Annotated in this window: 26 protein-coding genes and 1 tRNA gene; 18 read left to right on the forward strand and 9 right to left on the reverse strand. The window is 64.6% G+C overall.

Annotated features, from left to right (window positions below; genetic code table 11):
- Nucleotide 1: 1 nt before the first annotated feature.
- From B0G62_RS03035 to B0G62_RS03065, 7 genes are all read right to left on the reverse strand, one after another.
- Complete coding sequence (locus B0G62_RS03035; protein WP_103702365.1) at nt 2-397, reverse strand: type II toxin-antitoxin system VapC family toxin; 396 nt, start codon at nt 395-397, stop codon at nt 2-4.
- A complete protein-coding gene (locus tag B0G62_RS03040) occupies nt 394-627 on the reverse strand; it encodes a type II toxin-antitoxin system Phd/YefM family antitoxin (RefSeq protein WP_103702367.1) in 234 nt (77 codons plus the stop codon). The genes B0G62_RS03035 and B0G62_RS03040 overlap by 4 nt, the downstream gene beginning before the upstream one ends.
- Nucleotides 628-781: 154 nt before the next feature.
- On the reverse strand, nt 782-1651 hold the full coding sequence (gene purU / locus B0G62_RS03045) for a formyltetrahydrofolate deformylase (RefSeq protein WP_103702369.1): 870 nt from the start codon (nt 1649-1651) through the stop codon (nt 782-784).
- A gap of 71 nt (nt 1652-1722) precedes the next feature.
- On the reverse strand, nt 1723-2580 hold the full coding sequence (locus B0G62_RS03050; RefSeq protein WP_103702371.1) for an NUDIX hydrolase: 858 nt from the start codon (nt 2578-2580) through the stop codon (nt 1723-1725).
- 39 nt (nt 2581-2619) lie between these two features.
- Entirely contained in the window at nt 2620-3234 is a 615-nt protein-coding gene (locus B0G62_RS03055) for a LysE family translocator (protein WP_103702373.1), read from the reverse strand.
- 21 nt (nt 3235-3255) lie between these two features.
- Nucleotides 3256-3822, reverse strand: coding sequence for an adenine phosphoribosyltransferase (locus B0G62_RS03060; protein ID WP_103702375.1), 567 nt, complete (start codon nt 3820-3822; stop codon nt 3256-3258).
- Nucleotides 3823-3921: 99 nt separating this feature from the next.
- Complete coding sequence (locus B0G62_RS03065) at nt 3922-5925, reverse strand: monovalent cation:proton antiporter family protein (RefSeq protein ID WP_103702377.1); 2004 nt, start codon at nt 5923-5925, stop codon at nt 3922-3924.
- 272 nt (nt 5926-6197) lie between these two features.
- On the opposite strand from B0G62_RS03065, the gene kdsD reads away from it, so the two are divergent.
- The 11 genes from kdsD to B0G62_RS03120 all read left to right on the forward strand — a co-directional run bounded on the left by kdsD (nt 6198) and on the right by B0G62_RS03120 (nt 15974).
- The gene (gene kdsD / locus B0G62_RS03070; protein ID WP_103702379.1) at nt 6198-7184 is read left to right on the forward strand and encodes an arabinose 5-phosphate isomerase KdsD; all 987 of its coding nucleotides are present in this window, start codon (nt 6198-6200) and stop codon (nt 7182-7184) included.
- Nucleotides 7184-7762 (forward strand): KdsC family phosphatase, encoded by a 579-nt coding sequence (locus B0G62_RS03075; RefSeq protein ID WP_103702381.1) that lies wholly within the window; start codon nt 7184-7186, stop codon nt 7760-7762. Before kdsD ends, B0G62_RS03075 begins: the two co-directional genes overlap by 1 nt.
- On the forward strand, nt 7759-8358 hold the full coding sequence (gene lptC / locus B0G62_RS03080; RefSeq protein WP_103702383.1) for an LPS export ABC transporter periplasmic protein LptC: 600 nt from the start codon (nt 7759-7761) through the stop codon (nt 8356-8358). Before B0G62_RS03075 ends, lptC begins: the two co-directional genes overlap by 4 nt.
- Before the next feature lie 32 nt (nt 8359-8390).
- Nucleotides 8391-9083 carry a lipopolysaccharide transport periplasmic protein LptA gene (lptA, locus tag B0G62_RS03085; RefSeq protein WP_103702385.1) on the forward strand — a complete coding sequence of 231 codons (693 nt, stop codon included), beginning with the start codon at nt 8391-8393 and terminating at the stop codon, nt 9081-9083.
- A gap of 20 nt (nt 9084-9103) precedes the next feature.
- Nucleotides 9104-9871 (forward strand): LPS export ABC transporter ATP-binding protein, encoded by a 768-nt coding sequence (gene lptB, locus B0G62_RS03090; RefSeq protein ID WP_103702930.1) that lies wholly within the window; start codon nt 9104-9106, stop codon nt 9869-9871.
- Between the two features lie 330 nt (nt 9872-10201).
- Entirely contained in the window at nt 10202-11719 is a 1518-nt protein-coding gene (locus B0G62_RS03095) for an RNA polymerase factor sigma-54 (RefSeq protein ID WP_103702932.1), read from the forward strand.
- A 177-nt stretch (nt 11720-11896) separates the two neighbouring features.
- Nucleotides 11897-12253 (forward strand): ribosome hibernation-promoting factor, HPF/YfiA family, encoded by a 357-nt coding sequence (gene hpf, locus B0G62_RS03100; protein WP_103702387.1) that lies wholly within the window; start codon nt 11897-11899, stop codon nt 12251-12253.
- A gap of 427 nt (nt 12254-12680) precedes the next feature.
- Nucleotides 12681-13136, forward strand: coding sequence for a PTS IIA-like nitrogen regulatory protein PtsN (gene ptsN / locus B0G62_RS03105; RefSeq protein ID WP_027815677.1), 456 nt, complete (start codon nt 12681-12683; stop codon nt 13134-13136).
- A gap of 199 nt (nt 13137-13335) precedes the next feature.
- A complete protein-coding gene (hprK, locus tag B0G62_RS03110; RefSeq protein ID WP_027815678.1) occupies nt 13336-14304 on the forward strand; it encodes an HPr(Ser) kinase/phosphatase in 969 nt (322 codons plus the stop codon).
- Between the two features lie 101 nt (nt 14305-14405).
- Nucleotides 14406-15299 (forward strand): RNase adapter RapZ, encoded by an 894-nt coding sequence (rapZ, locus tag B0G62_RS03115; protein WP_103702389.1) that lies wholly within the window; start codon nt 14406-14408, stop codon nt 15297-15299.
- A 39-nt stretch (nt 15300-15338) separates the two neighbouring features.
- Entirely contained in the window at nt 15339-15974 is a 636-nt protein-coding gene (locus tag B0G62_RS03120) for an LON peptidase substrate-binding domain-containing protein (protein ID WP_103702391.1), read from the forward strand.
- Nucleotides 15975-15998: 24 nt separating this feature from the next.
- Here the strand turns inward: B0G62_RS03120 and mutY are convergent, their stop codons facing one another.
- Complete coding sequence (mutY, locus tag B0G62_RS03125) at nt 15999-17165, reverse strand: A/G-specific adenine glycosylase (RefSeq protein ID WP_103702393.1); 1167 nt, start codon at nt 17163-17165, stop codon at nt 15999-16001.
- Nucleotides 17166-17179: 14 nt separating this feature from the next.
- Nucleotides 17180-18010: a bifunctional DNA-formamidopyrimidine glycosylase/DNA-(apurinic or apyrimidinic site) lyase gene (gene mutM, locus B0G62_RS03130; protein WP_103702395.1), complete on the reverse strand. Its 831-nt coding sequence runs from the start codon at nt 18008-18010 to the stop codon at nt 17180-17182.
- Between the two features lie 161 nt (nt 18011-18171).
- Here mutM and B0G62_RS03135 point away from each other — a divergent pair, with 161 nt between their 5' ends.
- From B0G62_RS03135 to pth, 7 genes are all read left to right on the forward strand, one after another.
- Entirely contained in the window at nt 18172-20031 is a 1860-nt protein-coding gene (locus tag B0G62_RS03135) for a tetratricopeptide repeat protein (RefSeq protein ID WP_103702397.1), read from the forward strand.
- Between the two features lie 37 nt (nt 20032-20068).
- The gene (gene lolB, locus B0G62_RS03140) at nt 20069-20671 is read left to right on the forward strand and encodes a lipoprotein insertase outer membrane protein LolB (protein WP_244193085.1); all 603 of its coding nucleotides are present in this window, start codon (nt 20069-20071) and stop codon (nt 20669-20671) included.
- A 95-nt stretch (nt 20672-20766) separates the two neighbouring features.
- Nucleotides 20767-21669, forward strand: a complete 903-nt coding sequence (gene ispE / locus B0G62_RS03145) for a 4-(cytidine 5'-diphospho)-2-C-methyl-D-erythritol kinase (protein WP_103702401.1) — start codon at nt 20767-20769, stop codon at nt 21667-21669.
- A 50-nt stretch (nt 21670-21719) separates the two neighbouring features.
- A tRNA-Gln gene (locus B0G62_RS03150) sits at nt 21720-21796 on the forward strand.
- Between the two features lie 64 nt (nt 21797-21860).
- Entirely contained in the window at nt 21861-22817 is a 957-nt protein-coding gene (locus B0G62_RS03155) for a ribose-phosphate pyrophosphokinase (RefSeq protein WP_103702403.1), read from the forward strand.
- A 175-nt stretch (nt 22818-22992) separates the two neighbouring features.
- Entirely contained in the window at nt 22993-23595 is a 603-nt protein-coding gene (locus tag B0G62_RS03160; RefSeq protein ID WP_103702405.1) for a 50S ribosomal protein L25/general stress protein Ctc, read from the forward strand.
- 166 nt (nt 23596-23761) lie between these two features.
- Nucleotides 23762-24364: an aminoacyl-tRNA hydrolase gene (pth, locus tag B0G62_RS03165; RefSeq protein ID WP_103702407.1), complete on the forward strand. Its 603-nt coding sequence runs from the start codon at nt 23762-23764 to the stop codon at nt 24362-24364.
- The last annotated feature ends 63 nt before the right edge of the window (nt 24365-24427 follow it).

The following is a 24427-nucleotide window of genomic DNA, read 5'->3' on the forward strand; positions in this document are numbered from 1 at the left end:
GTCACCAGATCGTTTTGACATGGGCGTATGCGCGGATTTTTTCATCACGCGTCACGAGCGGCGCGGCCAGCTTGCGCGCTGTCGCGACAATCATCCGGTCTGCCGGGTCCTTATGAAACTCTCCCGGCAGATCGACTGACTTCAGACCGATCTCCACATCGACGGGCACGAAATGGACGGCCTCGATCTCCGCTACGGTCGCAAGCCAGGTCGCGACATCCATCGTCAGCACGAGCTTTTCGCGCTGCACGAGCATCGCGATTTCCCAGCCTGAAATTGCCGAAACCACGATCTGACCGCCATCCAGTTCGCGCTCGATCGTCGCGCGAGCCTTGCGGCTCAACTCCTTATCCCCGGTGGCCCACCAGACGAGCGCGTGCGTATCGAGGACGATCACTGAGCCGCGTCCCAGTCGACTTCAATGGGATCCGTCGGCCCGTCGTAACGTACGACCGAACCGCGCAGGACGTCGAGCGGGTCGCGTTCGAGGTTGCGATAGGGCCGCAATTCCAGTGTCGGCCGACCGTGATCGGTGACGACCACGCTCTCGCCGGAAGCTTCGACCTGACGAAAGAATTCGAGCGCCTTCGCCTTGAATTCAGTCTTGGAAACCTGATGCGCTTCCATGCGTATCCTCTTCGCGCGTTTGTCGGAATCACCCATGCTAGGCCGATAATGACTATGTGAACAAGTCATTATTAGGCGATGCTCTGACAAAAGACAATGGCCCCTTTTCGGAGCCATTGTGTCGGTACTGCGCAGCGCCCAGATCAGCGAAACATCACCGGAACACCACCGTCTTGTGCCCGTTGAGCAGGATACGGTGCTCGACATGCCATTTCACCGCGCGCGCGAGCGTCACGCACTCCACGTCGCGGCCGATCGCCGTGAGCTGGTCCGGCGTCATGTTGTGATCCACGCGCTCGACTTCCTGCTCGATGATCGGGCCTTCGTCGAGGTCGGACGTCACATAGTGCGCCGTTGCGCCGATCAGCTTCACGCCGCGGTCGAACGCCTGGTAGTACGGCTTCGCGCCCTTGAAGCTCGGCAGGAACGAGTGGTGAATGTTGATCGCGCGGCCGGCAAGCGCCTCGCACAGTTGCGGCGAGAGAATCTGCATGTAGCGCGCGAGCACCACCAGATCGGCGCGTTCGTTGTTCACCACGTCGAGCACGCGCGCTTCCTGCGCGGCCTTGTCGGCCGCCGTGCCGCCAAGCAGCGGGAAGTGATGGAACGGAATGTTGTAGCTCGCCGCCAGCTGATAGAAGTCCTTGTGATTCGAAATGATCGCGGGGATTTCAATCGGCAACTGGCCGGTGCGGTAGCGGAACAGCAGGTCGTTCAGGCAGTGGCCGATCTTCGACACCATGATGACCACGCGCGGCTTCACGTTCGCGTCCTGCAGCTCCCAGCGCATGCCGAACTCGTCGGCCAGCGGCGCGAACGCCGCGCGCAGACCTTCGAGGCCCGGGTCGCCGCCCACCTGCTGGAAGTGCACGCGCATGAAGAACTCGCCCGTGTGGCTGTCGCCGAACTGGGCCGAGTCGAGAATATTGCTGCCGCGCTCGAACAGAAAACCCGACACGGCATGCACGATGCCCGGCCGGTCGGCGCACGACAGGTTGAGAATAAAGCTGTGATCGGTCGACATGACCTTGGTAACTCCCGTCATTTCCTGGTGATTCAAAAGGGCTTGAGGCTAGTGAAAAATCCGGCGCCCTTTCACAGCGTCGGTGGTTCGAAGATCGCGGCAATGCCCTCGCACGCGTCTTCGTCGATCCATTGGCGGCGCAGCAGCAGGTCGAGCGTCGCGAGACTCGCATCGACCGTCATGCGGCCTTCCTCGATCCAGCGCGCGGCTTCTTCGATGCGCGCGAGGCGGTGCTCGCCCACTTCGCCGTCCTGATTGTGCGGCACGAAATCGTCGGGCAGCGCGAGGTCGTAGACGAAGATCTGCTCGGCCTGGGTGCCCTCGGGCAGCGACTGCAGAACATGCACGGTACGGCCAGGCGTCGCGCGTGCGGCGAGTTCGGCGGCGATGCCCGCCTCTTCCCAGCATTCCTTCGCGAGCGTGGCTTCGACACCAAGCCCCCAGCCGATCCCCCCCGCCACGACGTTGTCGAGCATGCCGGGGTCGGTGGCCTTGGTGTCGCTGCGGCGCGCGATCCATAGCTGCGGTTCGCTGGCCGTATATTCTACGACGCCGTTCAGATGCACCGCGTAGGTCAGGGTGCCGAAGAAGCGCGAGGCGGCGCGCTCGATAAAGGCGAGCGGCGGCGCATCGAAGGCGTTGCGGATCGCGTAGGTTTCGTTGCGCCAGCCCGGGATGCGGCCCTCGGCGGCCAGCGCGCCGATCACCGATCCCAACGCCGCGCTGCGCGCCGTCACGTTGTCGAACTGCGCCGCAAGCGCCACGCGCGCATCCGGTCCGGCATCGACGATCCTGAACACGTCGGGCCAGCGCGCGAGCAGCGCGACGTCGGCGCGGCGAATCCAGCCCACGCGTTCGTCGCCGAAATAAAACGGCAGATGCGCGCTAGCGTCGAAGCGGCGCGCGTCGGTGATGCAAGGCAAGCTCATCTTGTGAAACTCTCCGGTCGTCGATCGGTCGATCGGGCGTCAGTCGCGCAGTGCAATGCGCATGCCGATGGCGATGAAAGTGAGGCCCGCGAGGCGGTCGAGCCAGACGCCCGCGCGCGGACGGCGCTTGAGCCAGCCGCCGATGGCGCCCGCGCACAGACCGAACACCGAGAACACCACGACGGTTTGCAGCATGAACACGACGCCCAGTTCGAGCATCTGCAGCGTCACGCTTTGATCGCCGTGGGTATTGATGAATTGCGGCAGGAACACCACGAAGAACAGCGTCACCTTCGGGTTCATCACGTTGCCCAGCACGCTCTGGCGAAAAACCGTCGAGAGCGGCTGGCGCGCGCGCTCGCCCGCTGCGGCCAGCCCCTGGCTGCGCAATGCCTTCACGCCGATCCAGATCAGGTACGCGGCGCCCGCGAGCTTGAGGATCTGGAACGCGAGCGGCGACGAGCGCAGCAAGGCGGCAATGCCGAGCGCGGCCAGCGTCGTATGGAACGTCACACCCGCTGCAAACCCAAGCGCGGCCACGAGACCGGCGGCGCGGCCCTGCGAGATGCCGCGCGCGAGCACCTGGAGATTGTCCGGGCCCGGCGCAAACGTGATGGCGAGCGAGGTGGCGAGAAAGAGCGCGAAGTTGGGCATGGCCTCAGAGCCTCCGTGGGATCAATGTCCGCCGAACGAGGTGATGGTGAAAAGCGGCAGACCCGCTTCGGTGAGCAGCTTCGAGCCGCCCAGGTCGGGCAGGTCGATGATCGCCGCGCCCTCCACCACCGTGGCGCCCAGGCGCTCCAGCAGGCGCTTGCCCGCAAGCATGGTGCCGCCCGTGGCGATCAGATCGTCGACGATCACGACGCGCTCCCCCTGGCGGACGGCGTCTTCGTGGATCTCGACGGTCGATTCGCCGTATTCGAGCTTGTAGGTTTCCGACACGGTCCGGTACGGCAGCTTGCCGATCTTGCGGATCGGCACGAAGCCCACGTTCAGCTCGTACGCGACGATCGGCCCGATGATGAAGCCGCGCGCGTCGAGGCCCGCGATGCAGTCGACCTTCATGCCCACGTAGCGTTCGACGAACAGGTCGATGAGCACGCGCAGGCCCTTCGGGTCGCCGATCAACGGCGTGATGTCGCGGAACTGCACTCCCGGCTGAGGCCAGTCGGGCACCGTGCGAATCAGGCTGTGTACGAACTGCGCAGGATCGGCGCTCGCGTTCGCAGGTGCGTTGGACATGATGTCTCCGGGTAGTAGCAAGAGTGAAAACAGAAATAAGGCAGAAATAAGATAGCGGCGATGACAGCGGCCGAAAAACGGGGCAGAACCCCGTCAGGCTCAGGCCGCCGCGCCCGCTCCAGCCTTGCGGTGGCGCGACAGGCGCTCTTCGGCGAGCGCGAGTTGCTCGGGCAGGCCGCGCAGCACGACGATGTCGGCCTCGCGCAGCTTCGTCGAGGGGTCCGGCTCCACGCCGCGGATGCCGTGGCGGCGGATCGCCGTCACTTCCACGCCGAGGTCGAACAGGCCCAGATCGGCCAGCGTGCGGCCCACGGCGTCGGCGCGCGGATCGACCGGTACGGATTGTAGCCGCACCTGCTCGTGACCGTCCTCACCGGCATCGTCGGTGCCGTGGAAATAGCCGCGCAGCAGGCTGTAGCGCTCGTCGCGCAATTCCTCCACGCGCCGCACCACCCGCCGCATCGGCACGCCCATCAGCACCAGCATGTGCGAGGCCAGCATCAGGCTGCCTTCCACGATCTCCGGAATCACTTCGGTCGCGCCCGCCGCCAGCAGGCGTTCGAGATCGGCGTCGTCGACGGTGCGCACGATCACGGGCAGCGTCGGCTCCAGTTCGTGGACGTGGTGAAGCACGCGAAACGCCGACTGCGTGTTCGCATAGGTGATCGCCACCGCAGCCGCCCGGTGGATGCCCGCCGCGACCAGCGATTCGCGCCGCGCCGCGTCGCCGAACACCACCGACTCGCCCGCCGCCGCCGCCGCCGCCACGCGGTCCGGGTCGAGATCGAGCGCGACATACGAGAGGCCCTCGTATTCGAGCATGCGCGCCAGGTTCTGCCCCGCGCGGCCATAGCCGCAGACGATCACGTGGCCGCTTTGCTTGATGCTCTGCGTGGCGATGCGCGTCATCATCAGCGACTGCTGCATCCATTCGGTCGAGGACAGGCGCAGCACGATGCGGTCGGCGTTCTGGATCAGGAACGGCGCGGCCAGCATCGACAGCAGCATCGCCGCGAGAATCGCCTGCAGCAGCGTGGGATCGACGAGATGCTTGTCCAGAATGAGGTTCAGCAGCACGAAGCCGAATTCGCCGGCCTGCGCGAGGCCCAGGCCCGTGCGCATGGCGACGCCCGGCGACGCGCCAAAGAGGCGCGTGAGCGCCGTGATGAGCACCGCCTTGAGCACGATCGGCGCGATCAGGAAAGCGCCGACCATGAACGGATGCTGCCAGATCACATGCGGGTTGAGCAGCATGCCCGTGGTCACGAAGAACAGCCCCAGCAGCACGTCGCGAAACGGCTTGATGTCCTCTTCCACCTGATGCCTGTAGGGCGTTTCGGCGATCAACATGCCCGCGATGAATGCGCCCAGCGCCAGCGACAGGCCGAATTTATCGGTGATGAAGGCCGCGCCCAGCGTCACGAGCAGCACGTTGAGCACGAACAGCTCCTGCGAGCGCCGCCGCGCGACTACGTTGAACCAGCGCGTCATGAACTTCTGCCCGACGAACAGCAGAATGCCGAGCGCCAGCACGATCTTGACGGCGGCCATGCCGAGCGACTCGATCAGCGACTTCGACGAACCGCCGAACGCCGCGATCACGATCAGGAGCGGCACCACGGCCAGATCCTGGAACAGCAGCACGCCCAGAATATTGCGGCCATGCTCCGATTCGATCTCCAGCCGCTCCGCCAGCATCTTGCTGACGATGGCCGTCGACGACATGGCGAGCGCGCCGCCCAGCGCCACGCACGCCTGCCACGTGATATGCACCCACGGCTCCAGCGCCATGCCGACCGCGAGCGCCACCACGATCGTCCCCACGACCTGCGAAAGCCCCAGGCCGAACACGGCGCGCCGCATCGCGCGCAGCTTGGAGAGCGAAAACTCCAGCCCGATCGAGAACATCAGGAACACGACGCCGAATTCCGCCAGGTTCTGCGCGCCGTCGGTGTTCGGCACGATGCCGAGCGCGCGCGGACCGACCAGAATGCCGACCGTCAGATAGCCCAGCATCGGCGGCAGATTCAGGTAACGGAACAGCACGACGCCCACCACCGAAGCGAGCAGCAGAAACAACGTCATTTCCAGCGGGGAGATCATCGTGTGAAGCGTCCTCGTTCTTTTATGCGTTGCCGAAAGCGCATCTCGAAATGCGTATGGCCGGCAGTGGAAATCTTTGCCCGCGCCGGTCGGGTCCATGATCGGCGCAAACAATGCGAATTGGGAAGTGCTGCGAGGGACTGCGGAAAATGCCAGGCGGGCGGCGAGCGCCGCCGGGCGGACCGCTCAGGGCGGCACCGGGGGTGACGCCGCAGGCCGCGCCCGCTGGGGGCGCCGGCGCGGCGTGCATACGCCTTTGCTATACTCCCCGGATGATAGCGAAAATCAATGGCGACCGGGCGCTGAAGCTCGCTCGCGACGTGCTCGACATCGAAGCCGACGCCGTGCGCGGACTTCGCGACCGGCTCGACGACAGCTTCGTCGGTGCGGTCGATCTCATCCTTGGTTGCCGTGGACGCGTGGTCGTTTCCGGCATCGGCAAATCGGGCCACATTGCGCGCAAGCTCGCGGCCACGCTGGCCTCCACGGGCACTCCGGCCTTCTTCGTGCATCCCGCCGAAGCGAGCCACGGCGACCTCGGCATGGTAACCGCCGACGACGTTTTCATCGGCCTGTCCAATTCCGGCGAATCCGAAGAACTCGTGGCGATCCTGCCGCTCGTCAAGCGCATCGGCGCGAAGCTGATCGGCATGACGGGCAACCGGCCGCAATCGACGCTCGGCAAGCTTTCGGACATTCATCTGGACGCCGGCGTCGAAAAAGAAGCCTGCCCGCTCAATCTCGCACCGACCGCCAGCACCACGGCGGCGCTCGCGCTGTCCGACGCGCTCGCGGTCGCGGTGCTCGACGCGCGCGGCTTCGGCGCCGACGACTTCGCGCGCTCGCATCCGGGCGGCGCGCTCGGCCGCCGCCTGCTGACCTACGTGCGCGACGTGATGCGCACCGGCGACGCAGTGCCGAAGGTGCGCGACGACGCCACGGTGCGCGACGCGCTCATGCAGCTCACGGCCAGGCGCATGGGCATGACGGCGATCGTCACCGCCGACAACCACGTGGCCGGCATCTTCACCGACGGCGACCTGCGCCGCGTGCTTGAGCGCGTGGGCGATTTCCGCGATCTGCCGATCACCGAAGTCATGACCCGCGGCCCGCGCTCGATCGGTCCCGACCAGCTTGCTGTCGAAGCCGTGGAACTGATGGAGCGCCACCGCATCAATCAGATGCTGGTGGTGGACGCCGAAGGCGTGCTCATCGGCGCACTCAACATGCACGACCTGTTCTCCAAGAAGGTGATCTGATGGCGGCTTCCGAGCTTGATGCGAAGGCGCGCGCGGCGCGCGTGCGACTGATGATTTTCGACGTCGACGGCGTACTCACCGACGGCGGCCTGCTGTTTACCGGCGCGGGCGACACCATGAAAGACTTCAATTCGCTCGACGGCCACGGCGCCAAGCTGCTGCGCGAAGCCGGCATCGACACGGCCATCATCACCGGGCGCAAGTCCGAGATCGTCGCCGTGCGCGCGAAGGAACTGCGCATCACGCATCTGTATCAGGGCGTCGAGGACAAGCGCGTCGCGTTCAGGCAACTGCTCGCCGAAACCGGCGTCACGCCCGAGCAATGCGGCTACATGGGCGACGACTGGCCCGACCTCGCGGTGATGCTCCAGTGCGGCTTCGGCGCGGCGCCTGCCAACGCGCACACGGAAGTGCTCGCGCGCGCCCACTGGGTCACCGACCGCACCGGCGGCCACGGCGCCGTGCGCGAAGTCACCGACCTGATCCTGCGCGCCCAGGGCCACTATGACGCGATGCTCGCGGCCGCCTGCTCGGCTGAAACCGCGGCCGGTTCGCCCGACGCCGGGGCGCATCGATGAACCAGAAGTTCCGCCTCACCTCGCTGATTCCGATCGTCTGCGTGGCATTGCTCGCCGGCTTCACCTGGTGGCTGTTCCAGGCCGTCAAGCCGCACGAGAACGAGGCTGCGCCGCGTCCGCTCACGCATACGCCCGATTACTTCGCCGACAACTTCTCGGTCTCGGAACTCGATCAGTCTGGCGCGACCCAGTACCGCCTGACCGCCACCCATATGGTGCATTACGAGGACGATCAGGACAGCGACCTCACGATGCCCGCGGTGCGCGCGTTCCAGCCCGGCAAGCCGGTCGTCACGGCCACCGGCAAGCGCGGCACGGTCAACTCGGACGCCTCGATCGTCAATCTGTACGACAACGCGCGCATCCTGCGCGCCGCCGGCTATGGCGATCCCGAGATGCAGGCTGATTCCGAGCACTTCCGCGTGCTGGTGAACGACGATGTGATCCTGACCGAAAAGCCGGTTAAACTTCGTCGCGGCCTGTCGGTCATGACGGCCACCAACGGCATGAACTACAACAACGTCACCCGGGTCATCCAGCTCTACGGCAACGTCCGCGGCGCGATCGCCCCGGCTGACTCCGGCGGCTCGTCCTGATCCCCCGGGCCGTCCACGCAAGGCATGATTGCATGAACGATTCGCTTCCCCGTCTCTTGTCCGGTTTGCCGCGCGCCGAGCGCTGGCGCCGCGCCGCGTTCGCCACGCTGGGCGCGCTCGCCCTCGCGCTGCCGCTCGCGGGCTTCGCGCCGGCCGCACACGCCGAACGCGCCGACAAGGACAAGCCGCTCAACATCGAAGCGGACAACATGACCTATGACGACCTCAAGCAGCAGACCATCTTCACCGGTCACGTGGTCGCCACCAAGGGCACGATCCTGATCAAGTCCGACAAGCTCGTCGTCACGCAGGATCCGCAGGGTTATCAGTACGCCACCGGCACGGTCGCGCCGGGCACGCCCGACGCCAGCCTCGCCTACTTCCGCCAGAAGCGCGAAGGCCTCGACGAATACGTCGACGGCACGGCCGAGCGCATCGACTACGACGGCAAGCAGGACCTCACCACGCTCACGACGCGCGCCACGGTGCGCCGCCTGCAGGGTCTGTCCACGGTGATGGATCAGGTCCACGGCAGCGTCGTGACCTATGACGGCCAGAACGACTTCTACACCGCGAAGTCGGGTTCGGACGTCGCGGGTCCGGGCAATCCGAAGGGCCGCGTGCGCGCCATGCTGTCGCCGCGCAACGGCGGCGTGCAGCCGCTCTCGGGCGCCTCGGCCACGCTCGCGCCCTCCACGAAGCTTCAGGAAGCGCCGCAACAGTGAACATCGCCACCGCCTCCCCCATCCATCAGCGCCCGTCCGCGGGCAAGACGAGTTCGCTCGTCGTGCGCAACCTCAAGAAGCGCTATGGCTCGCGCACCGTGGTCAAGGACGTCTCGCTCGACGTGAAAAGCGGCGAAGTGGTCGGGCTGCTCGGCCCCAACGGCGCGGGCAAGACCACCTCGTTCTACATGATCGTGGGGCTTGTGCCGCTCGACGCGGGCGAGATCGACCTCGACGGTCAGTCCATCAGCCTCTTGCCGATCCACAAGCGCGCGGCGCTGGGCCTGTCGTATCTGCCGCAGGAAGCGTCGGTGTTCCGCAAGCTCACCGTCGAAGAGAACATCCGCGCGGTGCTCGAACTGCAAACGGACGAGAACGGCAAGCGCCTGTCGAAAGACGTCATCACGACGCGCGCAGAAGCCTTGCTCGACGAACTCCAGATCGCGCATCTGCGCGAGAACCCGGCGCTGTCGCTGTCGGGCGGCGAGCGCCGCCGCGTGGAAATCGCGCGCGCGCTGGCCACCGATCCGAGCTTCATTCTGCTCGACGAACCGTTCGCGGGCGTCGACCCGATCGCCGTGCTGGAAATCCAGAAGATCGTGAAGTTCCTGAAGCAGCGCAACATCGGCGTGCTCATCACGGACCACAACGTACGTGAAACGCTCGGCATCTGCGATCACGCCTATATCATCAGCGACGGCAGCGTGCTCGCAGCCGGCGCGCCCGGCGAAATCATCGAAAACGAAAGCGTGCGTCGCGTCTATCTCGGCGAACACTTCCGCATGTAACACAGCCATCCGGGCGCAGCACGCGCCCGGACCCGGTCTGGCTGAATCTTTCCGTATCCTGGCTGTATCCTTGGGCGCCCGTCTGCCTCGCGCCCCACGCTTCCCCGAGTTTTCCGTTGTGTCCGCCCGCCGTTGCGTGTGAGCGCGATGCGCTATCGTGTGTGCGCGACACGCGCGCGCAGCGTCGGCGGCATCGTCTGCGCGCCGCTGTTTGCGCACCAAATTCGCCCCCATCGCCCCGTCGGCACCAAGGCGGGGCACGCGCGTTTTCGCGAATGTCGCGTGGTATCGCGAGCGTGGCAAACTCTTTACAATGAATCGCACATTGCCATGAAAGCCAGCCTCCAACTCCGCCTCTCGCAGCATCTTGCGCTCACTCCACAACTGCAGCAGTCCATCCGGCTGCTACAGTTGTCGACGCTCGAACTGCAGCAGGAGGTCGCCACGGCGATCTCGCAGAACCCGCTGCTCGAAAACGACGACGACTGGATCGCAAGCCCGCTGCGCGTGGCCTCGGATGGCTCGCTCATCGCGCAGCCGCCGCAGTCGTCGGGTCCGGAGTCGATGCAGGGCGCAAGCAATGGCTCGAGTTCGTCGAGCAGCGAAAGCGACAACGGCGATGGCGAACCGCGCGGCGTGGACGACTACAACGGCCTTGGCGGCGACGCGAACGGCGACTCCAGCCAATGGAATCTCGACGACTACGGCCGCTCGGGCAACGCCTCGGACGACGACGATCTGCCGCCACTGCAGATTCACGAATCCACCACCACGCTGCGCGATCACCTGATGGCGCAGTTGCGCGAAACGAACGCGAGCCCGCGCGATCGGGCGCTCATTACGTTCCTGATCGAATCGCTCGACGAAGACGGCTATCTCGGCACGACATGCGAGGAAATTCTTGCCGATATCCCCGAAGAACTCGACGTCGACGGCGACGAACTGAACGCGGCACTCGCATTGCTGCATAGTTTCGACCCGGCCGGCGTAGGCGCGCGTTCCGCCTCCGAGTGTCTCAAGCTGCAACTGCTGCGCGTCAATTCGTCCCCCACGCGCACGCTCGCGCTGGAGATCGTGTCGAACCATCTGGAGCTGCTCGCGGCGCGCGACTTCACTCGCTTGCGCAAGCAACTGAAGACCGGCGACGACGAACTGCGCGACGCGCACATGATGATCCGCTCGCTCGAACCGTTCCCGGGCGCGGCTTACGGCAAGGCCGAAGCCGACTACGTGGTGCCGGACATCATGGTGAAGAAGACTGGACAGAACTGGTTCGCAGAACTGAATCCGGAAGTGGTGCCAAAGCTGCGCATCAATCATCTGTACGCGAATATCCTGCGCAACAACCGGGGCGACCCGGGCAGCGGCTCGCTGCGTCAACAGTTGCAGGAAGCGCGCTGGCTCATCAAGAACATCCAGCAGCGCTTCGAAACCATCCTGCGCGTGGCGCAGGCTATCGTCGAGCGTCAGAAGAACTTTTTCGTCCACGGCGAGATCGCCATGCGCCCCTTGGTTTTGAGGGAGATTGCTGATACGCTGGGCCTACACGAATCAACTGTCTCGCGTGTGACAACCGGTAAATACATGCTGACTCCGTTCGGGACACTTGAATTTAAGTACTTCTTCGGATCGCACGTATCGACGGACACGGGAGGCGCAGCATCGTCTACCGCGATCCGCGCGCTCATCAAGCAACTCATAGGAGCCGAGAACACCAAATCCCCTCTTTCGGATAGCCGCATAGCCGAACTGCTGGCTGAACAGGGTTTCGTGGTTGCGCGACGCACCGTCGCGAAGTATCGCGAGGCGCTGAGGATTCCAGCCGTCAATTTGCGCAAGTCTCTTTGAGCCTGTTCCGGTCTTTACGGAGCAGGCGTTTTCCGGCCGCAACGCCAGTTGGCGGAAATGGCCGGCCGCGCTAGCCGTTCGTAGCAGGCCTTTCGGGGAGCCGCACGCTTCGGCAAGTCAGTCGACCGGCACAGCCGCACTTCACGCGTCACGCGGCCATCAGCCTGGAGAAGCACTATGAATCTGAAGATCAGTGGACACCATCTCGAAGTAACGCCAGCGTTGCGAGAATATGTGATCACCAAACTGGACAGGGTGCTAAGGCATTTCGATCAGGTCATCGATGGCAATGTGGTCCTCTCGGTCGACAACCACAAGGAAAAGGACAAGAGACAGAAGGTTGAAGTGAACCTTCATCTGAAAGGCAAGGACATCTTCGTTGAGAGCTGCAATGGCGACATGTATGCCGCCATCGATCTCGTGGTCGACAAGCTCGATCGCCAGGTCGTGCGTCACAAGGACCGCGTGCAGGGACATCAGCACGAAGCGCTCAAGCATCAGCCGCAAGTTCAGGTCGAACTACCGCCGCAATGATGCGATGAAGATGTTGGTGCAGTAGCGTTGCGGGGCTGCAGGCCGGACGAAATCCAGATACGGCCCCGATTCAAGGTGGATTCGATTGCCTGAAGCAACGCACCAGCGCAGCCGCCCGCAGGGCGGCTTTTTTAATGGAAGCCTGTCACGCGCGTTCGGCATCGAACGGTGTTGGCAGGTGCAACCACGCAACAAGGGTTGCGCCGATGCCTGGCGCATCGCACCATCGGGCAGTACGCTTGATCTATAATGGACTGGTCGCTTTCGGGGTACCACGTCCCCACGGTCCCGGCTCCGCGCAGGTTGTGCCATCAAGGCGCCGGCCGCGCACGTATCGTCAGGTGCGCAAAGGCATGTATGCCTCGTGCATCCACCGCATCGTTTGCCGGGGTGAGGAGCATTTCAGGCCACGTTTTCGCCTGCCAACATGAATCGTTTAGCCAAAATACTTCCCATCGAGAACGTCGTCGTCGGCCTGTCCGTTACCAGCAAGAAACGCGTCTTCGAACAAGCTGGCCTGATCTTCGAAAACCAGAACGGCATTGCCCGCAGCACGGTTACCGACAATCTGTTCGCGCGCGAGCGCCTCGGCTCCACCGGTCTCGGTGAGGGCGTGGCGATCCCGCACGGCCGCATCAAGGGCCTGAAGCAGCCGCTCGCCGCCTTCGTGCGCCTTGCCGAACCGATCGCCTTCGAAGCGCCGGACGGCCAGCCCGTCTCGCTCCTCATCTTCCTGCTCGTGCCCGAACAGGCCACGCAGCAGCATCTTGAAATCCTGTCCGAGATCGCCCAACTGCTGTCGGATCGCGAAACACGCGAGCGCCTGCACACGGAAGAGGATCGCGAGACGTTGCATCGCCTGCTTACCCAGTGGCAACCTTGATGTAATGCGTGCAGGCGCATCGGCGCGCGCGTTCGCCCGCCAGGCTCAAGGCCTGGCGAGCACCGCCTGGCGCCGCTTGTGCATAGGCGTGCGCGGTTCATCGGTGAAAACACGGGACAACCAGGCAAGACCGGTAGCCGTTAATACGGTGGAAGTACTGAAGAAGTAGTCAAGCGAGTCACTGCGGAGTCACCGGCTCATGGACACGTCCAGCATCAACGCCCAAAGCATCTTCGACGACAACGCCACCACGCTGAAGCTCAGCTGGCTGACGGGGCACGAAGGCTGGGAACGCGGCTTTTCGGCTGAAACGGTCGCCACGGCCACGGCCAGCGCCGATCTCGTCGGCCACTTGAATCTGATTCACCCGAACCGCATTCAGGTGCTCGGCGACGCCGAGGTGCACTACTACCAGCGCCAGACCGACGAAGACCGCTCGCGCCACATGGCCGAACTGATCGCGCTGGAGCCGCCGTTCCTCGTGGTCGCCGACGGCATGACCGCGCCGCCCGAACTGGTCCTGCGCTGCACGCGCTCCTCGACACCGCTTTTCACCACGCCGATGTCGGCGGCCACCGTGATCGACAGCCTGCGCCTCTACATGTCGCGCATTCTCGCGCCGCGCGCGACGCTGCATGGCGTGTTCCTCGACATTCTCGGCATGGGCGTGCTGCTCACGGGCGATTCGGGTCTCGGCAAGAGCGAACTCGGTCTCGAACTCATCAGCCGTGGCCACGGACTGGTGGCCGATGACGCCGTGGATTTCGTGCGCCTGGGCCCCGATTTCGTCGAAGGCCGCTGCCCGCCGCTGCTGCAGAATCTGCTCGAAGTGCGCGGCCTCGGCCTGCTGGACATCAAGACGATCTTCGGTGAAACGGCCGTGCGCCGGAAGATGAAGCTCAAGCTCATCGTGCAACTGGTGCGCCGCCCCGACGGCGAATTCCAGCGCCTGCCGCTGGAAAGCCAGACCGTCGATGTGCTCGGCCTGCCCATCAGCAAGGTCACGATCCAGGTGGCGGCGGGCCGTAACCTCGCGGTGCTGGTCGAAGCCGCCGTGCGCAACACGATCCTGCAACTGCGCGGCATCGACACGCTGCGCGACTTCATGGACCGCCAGCGCCTCGCCATGCAGGACCCCGACAGCCAGTTTCCCGGCAAGCTGATCTAAGGCCGCTCCAGAGCCGCTGCCATGCGGCCCCGCGCCCTCCTGTCATCGCGAGGGCGCAGATCGGATGCTATGATGACCCAATCGGGTTCATCGACTTTCCCATGCGTATCATCCTGATCACCGGCATCTCGGGTTCCGGCAAATCAGTGGCGCTCAACGCGCTCGAAGACGTCGGCTATTTCTGTGTCGACAATCTGCCGCCGCGTTTTCTGCCACAACTCGCGAAATATCTTTCCGAAGACGGTTACGAGCGTCTGGCGGTTGCGATCGATGCGCGCTCGAGTTCCTCGTTCGAAGACATGCCGGAGATGATCCGCGGTCTCGCGCCCGAACATGACGTGCGCGTGCTGTTCCTCAACGCCAGCACGCAGTCGCTGATCCAGCGCTTCTCGGAAACCCGCCGCCGCCATCCACTGTCAGGCTCCGCCGCGCACGACGCCAACGTGGGCATGCTGAAGTCGCTGGAAGAAGCGATCGAGCACGAGCGCGAGCTGGTCGCCAATCTCGCCGAATTCGGCCATCAGGTCGATACCAGCAATCTGAGTTCCAACGCGCTGCGCCAGTGGGTCAAGGTGTTTGTCGAAGGCGAGCGCGGCTCGCTGATGCTCACCTTCGAATCGTTCGGCTTCAAGCGCGGCGTGCCGCTCGACGCGGACCTCGTGTTCGACGTCCGTACGCTGCCCAATCCGCATTACGACGCCCGCCTGCGTCCTCTCACCGGCCTCGACCAGCCCGTGATCGACTTCCTCAAGGCGCAGCCGGCCGTGCATGAAATGATCGACGATATCCATGCGTTCGTGGCCAAGTGGCTGCCGCATTTTCGCGCCGACAACCGCAGCTATCTGACCGTCGCGATCGGCTGCACCGGCGGCCAGCATCGCTCGGTCTTTATCGCCCAGACGCTCGCCACGCGCTTCGCGGGCGAGTCGAACGTGATCGTGCGTCATCGCGATGCACCCCTCGACGTTGGAGAATCGTCCCGGCTGATCGCCTAACCGGCCGCGCCGCGCGGCCTTAACCGAAAGCGTTGCGCCATGTCCTCGACTCCTGCCGTGCTCGCCGATTTGCCGCTCTTTCCGCTGCATACGGTGCTCTTCCCCGGCGGCCTGTTGCCGCTGAAGATCTTCGAAGCGCGTTATCTGGACATGGCGCGCGAATGTCTGCGCGAAAAGACGCCGTTCGGCGTGTGCCTGCTCAAGAGCGGCGGCGAAGTCGCGCTGCCCGACGAGCCTTCTGTGCCCGAAGCGGTGGGTTGTCTCGCCGAAATCGAGCAGTGCGATGTGGAGACGTTCGGCATGCTGCTGATTCGCGCGCAGGGCACGCGGCGCTTCAGGCTGCTATCGCATCGCGCGCAGCCCGACGGTCTGCTGGTCGGCATGGCCGAGCCGCTGCCCGATGACATTCCACTCGAAGGCAGCGAGCATCTGGCGCGATTCGGCGCCTGCGCCGAAGTGCTGGAGCGCATCATCGCGACGATTCGCGAGCGCGATGCGGCCAGCGTCCCGTTCGCGGAGCCGTTCCGCTTCGACGACCCCACGTGGGTCTCCAACCGCCTCGCCGAAGTGCTGCCGATCGCGCTGCGCGCGCGCCAAAAGCTCATGGAGCTGAACGACGCCGGCGCGCGCCTCGACATCGTTCATCACTATATGCAGCAGCATCAATTGCTCTGACGCGGCTGCATCGAAGCCGTCGCGTCAGATCAGCGAACCGCGCAGACCGTCGAGCAGCTTGCGCACGGGCGCGGGCACGCCATAGGCATCGATTTCGCGCAGTGGAACCCACGCTGTATCGGCATCCTGCGCCACGAGCGCGCGGCCTTTGCGCCCGGGTTCGGCAAGTTCAGCAAGTTCAGCAATGCGCGGCTCGATGTCGAGCTTGAAGTGCGTGAAGGTATGCGCAAGCGGCGCGAGCGGCGACACCGACGCGACATCGGCGCCAAAACCTTCTGCGCGCGCCGCGAGCGCGGCCTCGTCGGCGGCTTCGGGCAGACTCCACAAGCCGCCCCAGATGCCCGAAGGCGGGCGCTTTTCCAGCATCACCGCATCACCGTCCATGAGCACGAGCATCCACGTGCGGCGCGTCGGCACGGCCTTTTTCGGGCGCGAAGCGGGCAGTTGACGCTGACGGTTCGTCGTCTTCGCGACGCAATCGCTCGCGAACGGGCAACGCTCGCAGTCGGGCTTGCCGCGCGTGCAGAGTGTCGCGCCCAGATCCATCAAGCCTTGCGTGTAGGCGCTAACGTCGGCGTCGGTTGCCGCCGCGTCCGGCACCAGCGACTCCGCGAGCGTCCACATGCCGTTTTCCACGCGCTTTTCGCCCGGAAATCCCTCCACGCCGAACACGCGCGCAAGCACGCGCTTCACGTTGCCATCGAGAATCGTCTCGCGCGCGCCGAACGCGAACGAGGCGATCGCCGCCGCCGTCGAGCGGCCGATGCCCGGCAACTCGGCGAGCCCTTCGACCGTGCGCGGAAACTGGCCGCCGTGCTGCCCGGCCACCACCTGCGCGCAGCGATACAGATTGCGCGCGCGCGTGTAGTAGCCAAGGCCGGCCCACAACGCCATCACGTCATCGACAGGCGCGTTTGCGAGCGCCTCGACAGTCGGAAAGCGCTCGAGAAAGCGCGCGTAGTACGGAATCACGGTGGAAACCTGGGTCTGCTGCAGCATGATTTCCGAGAGCCAGATGCGGTACGCATCGCGCGTGTTCTGCCACGGCAGATCGTGGCGGCCGTGTTCGCGCTGCCACGCGATCAGGCGCGGCGCGAAGCTCGCGAGCAGCGGCGCGGGATAAGTGGTCTTGAGCGCGGCCTGGCGCGCGGCGCTCGTGAGCGTGTCGGAGGATGGGGTCGAGAGATACATGAAGTGCTTGCCCGTCAGCGCTGGCAGCGCGGACAGAAATAGGTGGAACGCTGGCCCTGCACGATCTGTTTGATCGGCGTGCCGCAAACGCGGCAAGGCTGACCCGCGCGGTCGTAGACGAAGTATTCGAGCTGGAAATAGCCGCTCTCGCCATTGCTGCCGACGAAATCTCGCAACGTGCTGCCGCCCTTCTCGATCGCCGAGGCGAGCACGGCGCGCACGGCGTCCGCGAGCAGTTCGTAGCGCGCGAGCGAGACGCGGCCCGCGGGCGTGGTCGGTCGGATCCCCGCGCGAAAAAGACTTTCCGACGCGTAGATATTGCCCACGCCCACCACGATATCGCCCGCGAGCAGCGCCTGCTTGACGGCGACCTTGCGCCCGCGAGTCTCGCGAAACAGCAGCGCGCCGTCGAAAGCGGGCGTAAATGGCTCGATGCCCAGGTTCACGAGCAGCGGATGGCCGAGCACGTCGCCGGCCTCCCGCGGGTGCCAGAGCACGGCGCCGAAGCGGCGCGGATCGCGGTAGCGCAGCGTGAAATCGTCGAACAGCCAGTCGACGTGATCGTGCTTTTCGGCAGCGGGCGGCTTTGGAAAATTACGTAACACCCGCAGCGTCCCAGTCATGCCAAGATGCACGATGAACCAGCCTTCATCGACTTCGAACAGCAGATATTTGCCGCGCCGACCCACGGAACGAATCGTGCGCCCACGTAGCGTGCGGGCGAGCGTGGCGGGCACGGGCCAGCGCAGCGCCGCATTGCGCACGTCCACGCGCTCGACGCGGCGGCCCGCGACCCATGGCTCGATGCCTCTGCGGGTGACTTCGACTTCTGGCAGTTCTGGCATGACTGGCGGCTGCTGAGATTGAACTGAAACGATTGGGGGACGATCCGGTGACGCTCCGGGAACCTTCAGGAACCATACGGGCTGGTCTGTAACTTGCGTCATCGCCGTGCGCGTATTGTAGCCAGCGCGTTACAATCGACCGAAACATTCGACGGAATTCCATGGAACTGTCTTTCGTAAAGCTGTTTGCGAAGCGCCTGCCTGGAGCAGCGCCGCGTCCGCGCAACACCTCGGTACTGCGTGCGTTCGGACCCCGTCGCCTGCTCGGCGCCGCCGTACTCGCGGCCTGGGCATTGACCGCTTCGAGCGCGTATGCGCAGGACCCGTCCGCCGACCCGGACGACACGTCCGTCACGATGCCGGACGCCTTCGGCCCCGCCAGCGCGGACGAGCAGAAGGATCTGCCGAGCGTCGCGCTCTCCAGCCAGATCGTCTTCCAGGTGCTCGCCGCCGAAGTCGCGTTGCAACGCGATCAGCCGGCGCCCGCCTATCAGACTTATCTCGCGCTCGCGCGCGACACGCACGATCCGCGCATGGCGCAGCGTGCGACCGAAATCGCCCTCGCCGCGCAAAGCCCGACTGACGCGCTGACCGCCGTGCAGCTGTGGCAGCAGTACGCGCCCGATTCGGAGCGCGCGGCGCAACTCGACGCGTCGCTGCTCGTGCTCGGCGGCAAGCCCGCCGACGCGCAGCCGCTGCTCGCGCGCGAACTGGCCCGCGTGCCCGCCGACAGCCGCGGCCAGGCGATCCTTTCGCTGCAACTGCTGCTCTCGCGCGGCCCGAACCGCTCGGGCGGCCTCGATGTGCTCAAGTCGCTGCTGTCCAACGACATGAACCGGCCCGAGGCGCAACTCGCGATCGGCCGTCAGCAACTGCTGGCCGACGACGTGCCCGGCGCGCGCAAGTCCTTCGAACAGGCGCTAGCGATCAAGCCCGACTTCCTGCCCGCCGCGCTGATGCTCGCGCAGATGGGCCCGGAAGAGCGCAAGGAAGGCATCGCCGCGATCGAAAAATTCGTGCAGGCCAATCCGAAGTCGCGTGATGGGCGCCTCGCGCTCGCGCAGACCTATCTGGCCTCCGATCGTCTGGACGATGCGCAGAAGCAGTTCGAGATCCTGCACAAGAACGATTCGAAGGACCTGATGCCGCTGATGGCGCTCTCGCTCATCGACGTGCAGCAGAAGAAGTACGACGACGCGAAGAAGTACCTGCAGTTGTACGCGCAACAGGCGGAAAAGACGCCGGGCGCGGACGCCGGCCAGGCCTACATCTACCTCGCGCAGCTCGCGATCGAACAGAAGGACGATGCGGGCGCGCAGGCGTGGCTCAGCAAGATCGGCCCGAGCAGCCAGCAGTACGTGCCTGCGCAGATCACGCGCGCGCAGATGCTCGACCATCAGGGCAAGATCGACGACGCACGCCGTCAGCTCGCCAGCATCCAGAGCGACGACCCGCGCGACCAGGCGCTGATCGCCCGCACGGACGCCGCGATCCTGTTCGACGCGAAGCGCTACCCTGAAGCCGAGGCGCGCCTCGCCAAGGCCACCGCCGATTTCCCGGACGATCCCGACCTCACCTATGACTACTCGATGGCCGCCGAAAAGAACGGCCATTACGAAATCATGGAAGCGCAGCTGCGCAAGCTGATCAAGGCGCAACCGGACAATCCGCAGGCGTATAACGCCCTCGGCTATTCGCTCGCGGATCGCAACCAGCGCCTGCCGGAAGCGGACAGGCTGGTCGAGAAAGCCTCGTCGCTCGCACCGGACGACGCGTTCATCATGGACAGCGTGGGCTGGGTCAAGTACCGCATGGGCGACAACGACGATGCGATCAAGCTGCTGCGCAAGGCCTACAGCCTGCAGCCGAACGCGGAAATCGGCGCGCACCTGGGCGAAGTGCTGTGGAAGAACGGCGACCAGACCGGCGCGCGCGATGCCTGGCGCGAGGCGCGCAAGCTCGAACCCGACAACGACACGCTCCTGAAGACGCTCAAGCGCTTCCAGGTCAACGATCTTTGATCGACATCTGATGGCTGAATTTCACTTGCAGAATCGCTTGCAAACTCGTCTGCAGACACTGGGCGTGGCGGCCGCCGCGCTGCTCGCGCTCGCGGGCTGCGCGACGCAAGGGCCGCACGAGCCGTCCACCGCGCGCGCCACGACCTCGCTGACCACGCAGACGAGCCGCGCGTATCACGGGCGCTTCGCGATCCAGTACAACGACCAGAACGGCCAGCAACGCAACGCCTACGGCAACTTCGATCTGCGCGAAGCCGATTCGGCCGTGACGCTGCAACTGCTCAATCCGCTCGGGCAGACGCTTGCCATTGTGACGTCGGCGCCCGGACAGGCCACGCTCGAACTGCCGAACAAGCCGCCGCTCACCGCCGACAACGTCAGCACGCTGATGCAGCAGGCGCTTGGCTTCGCGCTGCCGGTCGAAGGGCTGCGCTACTGGCTGCAGCCGTCGGCGGCGCCCGACTCGCGCGCGCATACGACGTTCGACCCGCAGAACCCGCAGCGCCTCTCGAAGATCGAGCAGGACGGCTGGGACATCGACTATCTCGCTTACGCGGACGCGCCGGCCACCGGCGTCAAACGCGTCAACCTCACGCGCGAAGATCCGCCGCTGCAGATCAAGCTCGTGCTCGACCAGTAATCCAGCAATTCAGGAGTCGCGCCCGGCGCGCGTCGCATGCTATCCGCGCCCGCTCGGCGCCGGCATCGACGAACGCCCGCCGGGCGCCACGCAACATGACCGAAACTCAAGACTCGCTGCGCGACTGCCTCGCGCCCGCGAAACTCAATCTCTTCCTCCACATCACAGGCCGCCGTGCCGATGGCTATCACAATCTGCAGACGGTTTTCCAGCTGCTCGATTGGGGTGACACGCTGCATTTCACGCGTCGCCAGGATGGCCGCATCACGCGCACGACCGAAGTTGACGGCGTCCCCGCCGAGCACGATCTCACCGTGCGCGCCGCCACGCTGCTCAAGCAACATACGGGCACGCAGCAAGGCGTGGAGATCGACATCGAAAAGCGTCTGCCGATGGGCGCGGGCCTGGGCGGCGGCAGCTCCGACGCGGCGACCACGCTGCTCGCGCTCAACCGTCTGTGGAAGCTCAATCTGAAGCGCGAGGAATTGCAGGCGCTGGCGCTCAAGCTGGGCGCGGATGTGCCCTTCTTCGTGTTCGGAAAAAATGCGTTTGCCGAGGGTGTTGGAGAGGCGCTGCAGGCGGTAGAATTGCCGGCGCGCCACTTTCTGGTGGTGACACCGCAGGCTCATGTCCCTACCGCTGAAATTTTTTTAGAAAAGCTGTTGACAAGGGACACGCAGCACTGCACAATAGCATTCTTTCTTGCACAGCAAGCAACGCAGCAGGGATGGCCAGACAGCTTCGGTCATAACGATATGCAAGCGGTTGTCGCAGGAAAATACGCGGAAGTAGCGCAGGTGTTGCGATGGTTTGATGCAGTTTCAAACAACGTCGCCCCAGCGCGGATGACCGGATCGGGTGCAAGCGTTTTCGCAGCATTCACCAGTCGGAACGAAGCAGAAGCGGCTCAGGCCAAACTGCTTGCGGAACAGCCGAACTGGAGAAGTGCAGTCACCTCGAGTCTGGACAAGCATCCACTCTTCGCTTTCGCGTCATAGTTTTGCGTGGCTGATCGCTCTGCCGGTCAGTCAGGCTCGAAGTTGAGTGTAGGGGAGTCGCCAAGTTGGTTAAGGCACCGGATTTTGATTCCGGCATGCGAGGGTTCGAGTCCTTCCTCCCCTGCCAAAAATTCCAAAGTAGTTCGCCCAAGTAGTTCCTCTCGCCCCCCAAAGTCCGCAGCAGGTGCATGATGAGCAGCCATGACGGCCTGATGGTTTTTACTGGCAACGCCAATCCCGCGCTTGCACAGGAAGTCGTCAAGATCCTCGGTATTCCCCTCGGCAAGGCTATGGTTAGCCGCTTCTCCGACGGTGAAATCCAGGTCGAAATCCAGGAAAACGTGCGTGGCAAGGACGTCTTCGTCCTGCAGTCCACCTGCGCTCCGACCAACGACAACCTGATGGAACTGATGATCATGGTCGATGCGCTCAAGCGCGCATCCGCTGGCCGGATCACCGCAGCCATCCCCTACTTCGGTTATGCCCGTCAAGACCGCCGCCCCCGTTCGGCGCGCGTCGCCATCTCGGCGAAGGTCATTGCGAACATGCTGGAAATCGCGGGCGTCGAGCGGATCATCACGATGGATCTGCACGCTGACCAGATCCAGGGCTTCTTCGATATTCCCGTCGACAACATCTACGCTACGCCCGTGCTGCTCGGCGATCTGCGCAAGCAGAACTACGAGAACCTGCTGGTCGTTTCGCCGGATGTCGGCGGCGTGGTGCGCGCGCGCGCGCTCGCCAAGCAACTGGGCTGCGATCTCGCGATCATCGACAAGCGTCGTCCGAAGGCGAACGTCGCCGAAGTGATGAACATCATCGGTGAAGTCGAAGGCCGCACCTGCGTGATCATGGACGACATGGTCGACACCGCCGGCACGCTCTGCAAGGCAGCGCAAGTGCTGAAGGAACGCGGCGCGAAGCAGGTCTTCGCTTACGCCACGCACCCGGTTCTCTCGGGTGGCGCGGGCGAGCGTATTGCCGCTTCGGCTCTGGACGAACTGGTTGTGACCGACACGATCCCGCTGGGCGCAGAAGCCCGTGCGTGCCCGAAGATCCGCTCGCTCACGAGCGCCGGTCTGCTGGCAGAAACGTTCTCGCGTATCCGTCGCGGCGACTCGGTGATGTCGCTGTTCGCGGAAAGCTAAAGAGATTCGCGCACAAGGCGCGGCATTCGCAAGGATGCCGCGCCTTGTGTGTAATCAGCGCAGGCGGACGAAGGTCTGCGCTGTATCGTCGGGGGCCTTCTGGCAAATGATTTGCTCAAAGGTCCCCGTTTTATTTACTGCCTGGTCGCGGGCAGTGCATTGAAAAGAGAACACCATGAAAGTCATCGCTTTCGAGCGTAACCTGCAAGGTACGGGTGCGAGCCGCCGCCTGCGCATCGCTGGCAAGACCCCTGGCATCGTTTACGGTGTCGGCGCCGAGCCGCAACTGATCGAAGTCGATCACAACGCGCTGTGGCACGCCCTGAAGAAAGAAGCCTTCCACTCGTCGATCCTCGAACTCGAAGTGGCCGGCAAGTCGCAACAGGTTCTGCTGCGCGACGTGCAATACCACCCGTTCCGTCAGCTCGTGCTGCACGTGGACTTCCAGCGCGTCGATCCGAGCAAGAAGATCCACACGAAGGTGCCCCTGCACTTCATGAACCAGGAAACCAACCCGGCTGTGAAGACGGGTGGCGCGATCATCTCGCACGTTCTGGCTGAAATCGAAGTTCAGTGCCTGCCGGGCCAACTGCCGGAATTCATCGAAGTCGACCTCGCGAAGATCGAAGCCGGCCAATCGCTGCACGCCAAGGACATCACCCTGCCCGCAGGCGTGACGCTGGTTCAGCACGTTGAAGCCGAAAACCCGGTCGTCGCATCGGCACCGGTTCCGGCTGGCGCGCAAGCGGCTGCTGAAGGCGACGCTGCAGCCGAGTAAGCTGCCGTGAGGAGCCGATCCTCTCGATCCGTTTGAATAAAACGGACGACGTGACCCGCCGCGGTTCGCCCCGGCGGGTTTTTTTTCGCACGCTTTCCGAGTCTTTCGCTGGCTCTTCCGTACACTTGCGGATCGGTTAGCGATTTATGCAAGCGGAACACCACACATGATCAGGTTGATCGTCGGGCTCGGCAATCCGGGCGCCGAATACACGGCGACGCGCCACAACGCGGGCTTCTGGCTCGTGGACCAGCTCGCGCGCGAAGCCGGCACCACCCTGCGCGACGAGCGCCGTTTCCATGGCCACTACGCCAAGGCGCGCCTCTACGGCGAAGAAGTGCATCTGCTCGAACCGCAGACGTACATGAACCGCTCGGGCCAGTCGGTCGTCGCGCTCGCGAACTTCTTCAAGATCCTGCCCGACGAGATCCTCGTCGCGCATGACGAACTCGATCTGGCGCCCGGCACCGTCAAGCTCAAGCTAGGCGGCGGCAGCGGCGGCCACAACGGGCTGAAGGACATTTCCGCGCATCTGTCGACGCAGAATTACTGGCGTCTGCGCATCGGCATCGGCCATCCGCGCGACCTGATTCCCGAAGGCGCGCGCGCCGGCGCCAAGCCGGACGTGGCGAACTTCGTGCTCAAGCCGCCGCGCCGCGAGGAACAGGACGTGATCGACGCGTCGATCGAACGCGCGCTCGCCATCATGCCCACCTTCGTGAAAGGCGAAACCGAACGCGCCGTGATGCTGCTGCATCGCAACGGCTGATTTCCACGCGCGGCGCGGCTGAATTGACGGCCGCGCCGCAGTGATATCGAAGCAAGGAGAGCG

The sequence above is a fragment of the Paraburkholderia eburnea genome (genome assembly GCF_002917095.1).
Lineage (GTDB): Bacteria > Pseudomonadota > Gammaproteobacteria > Burkholderiales > Burkholderiaceae > Paraburkholderia > Paraburkholderia eburnea.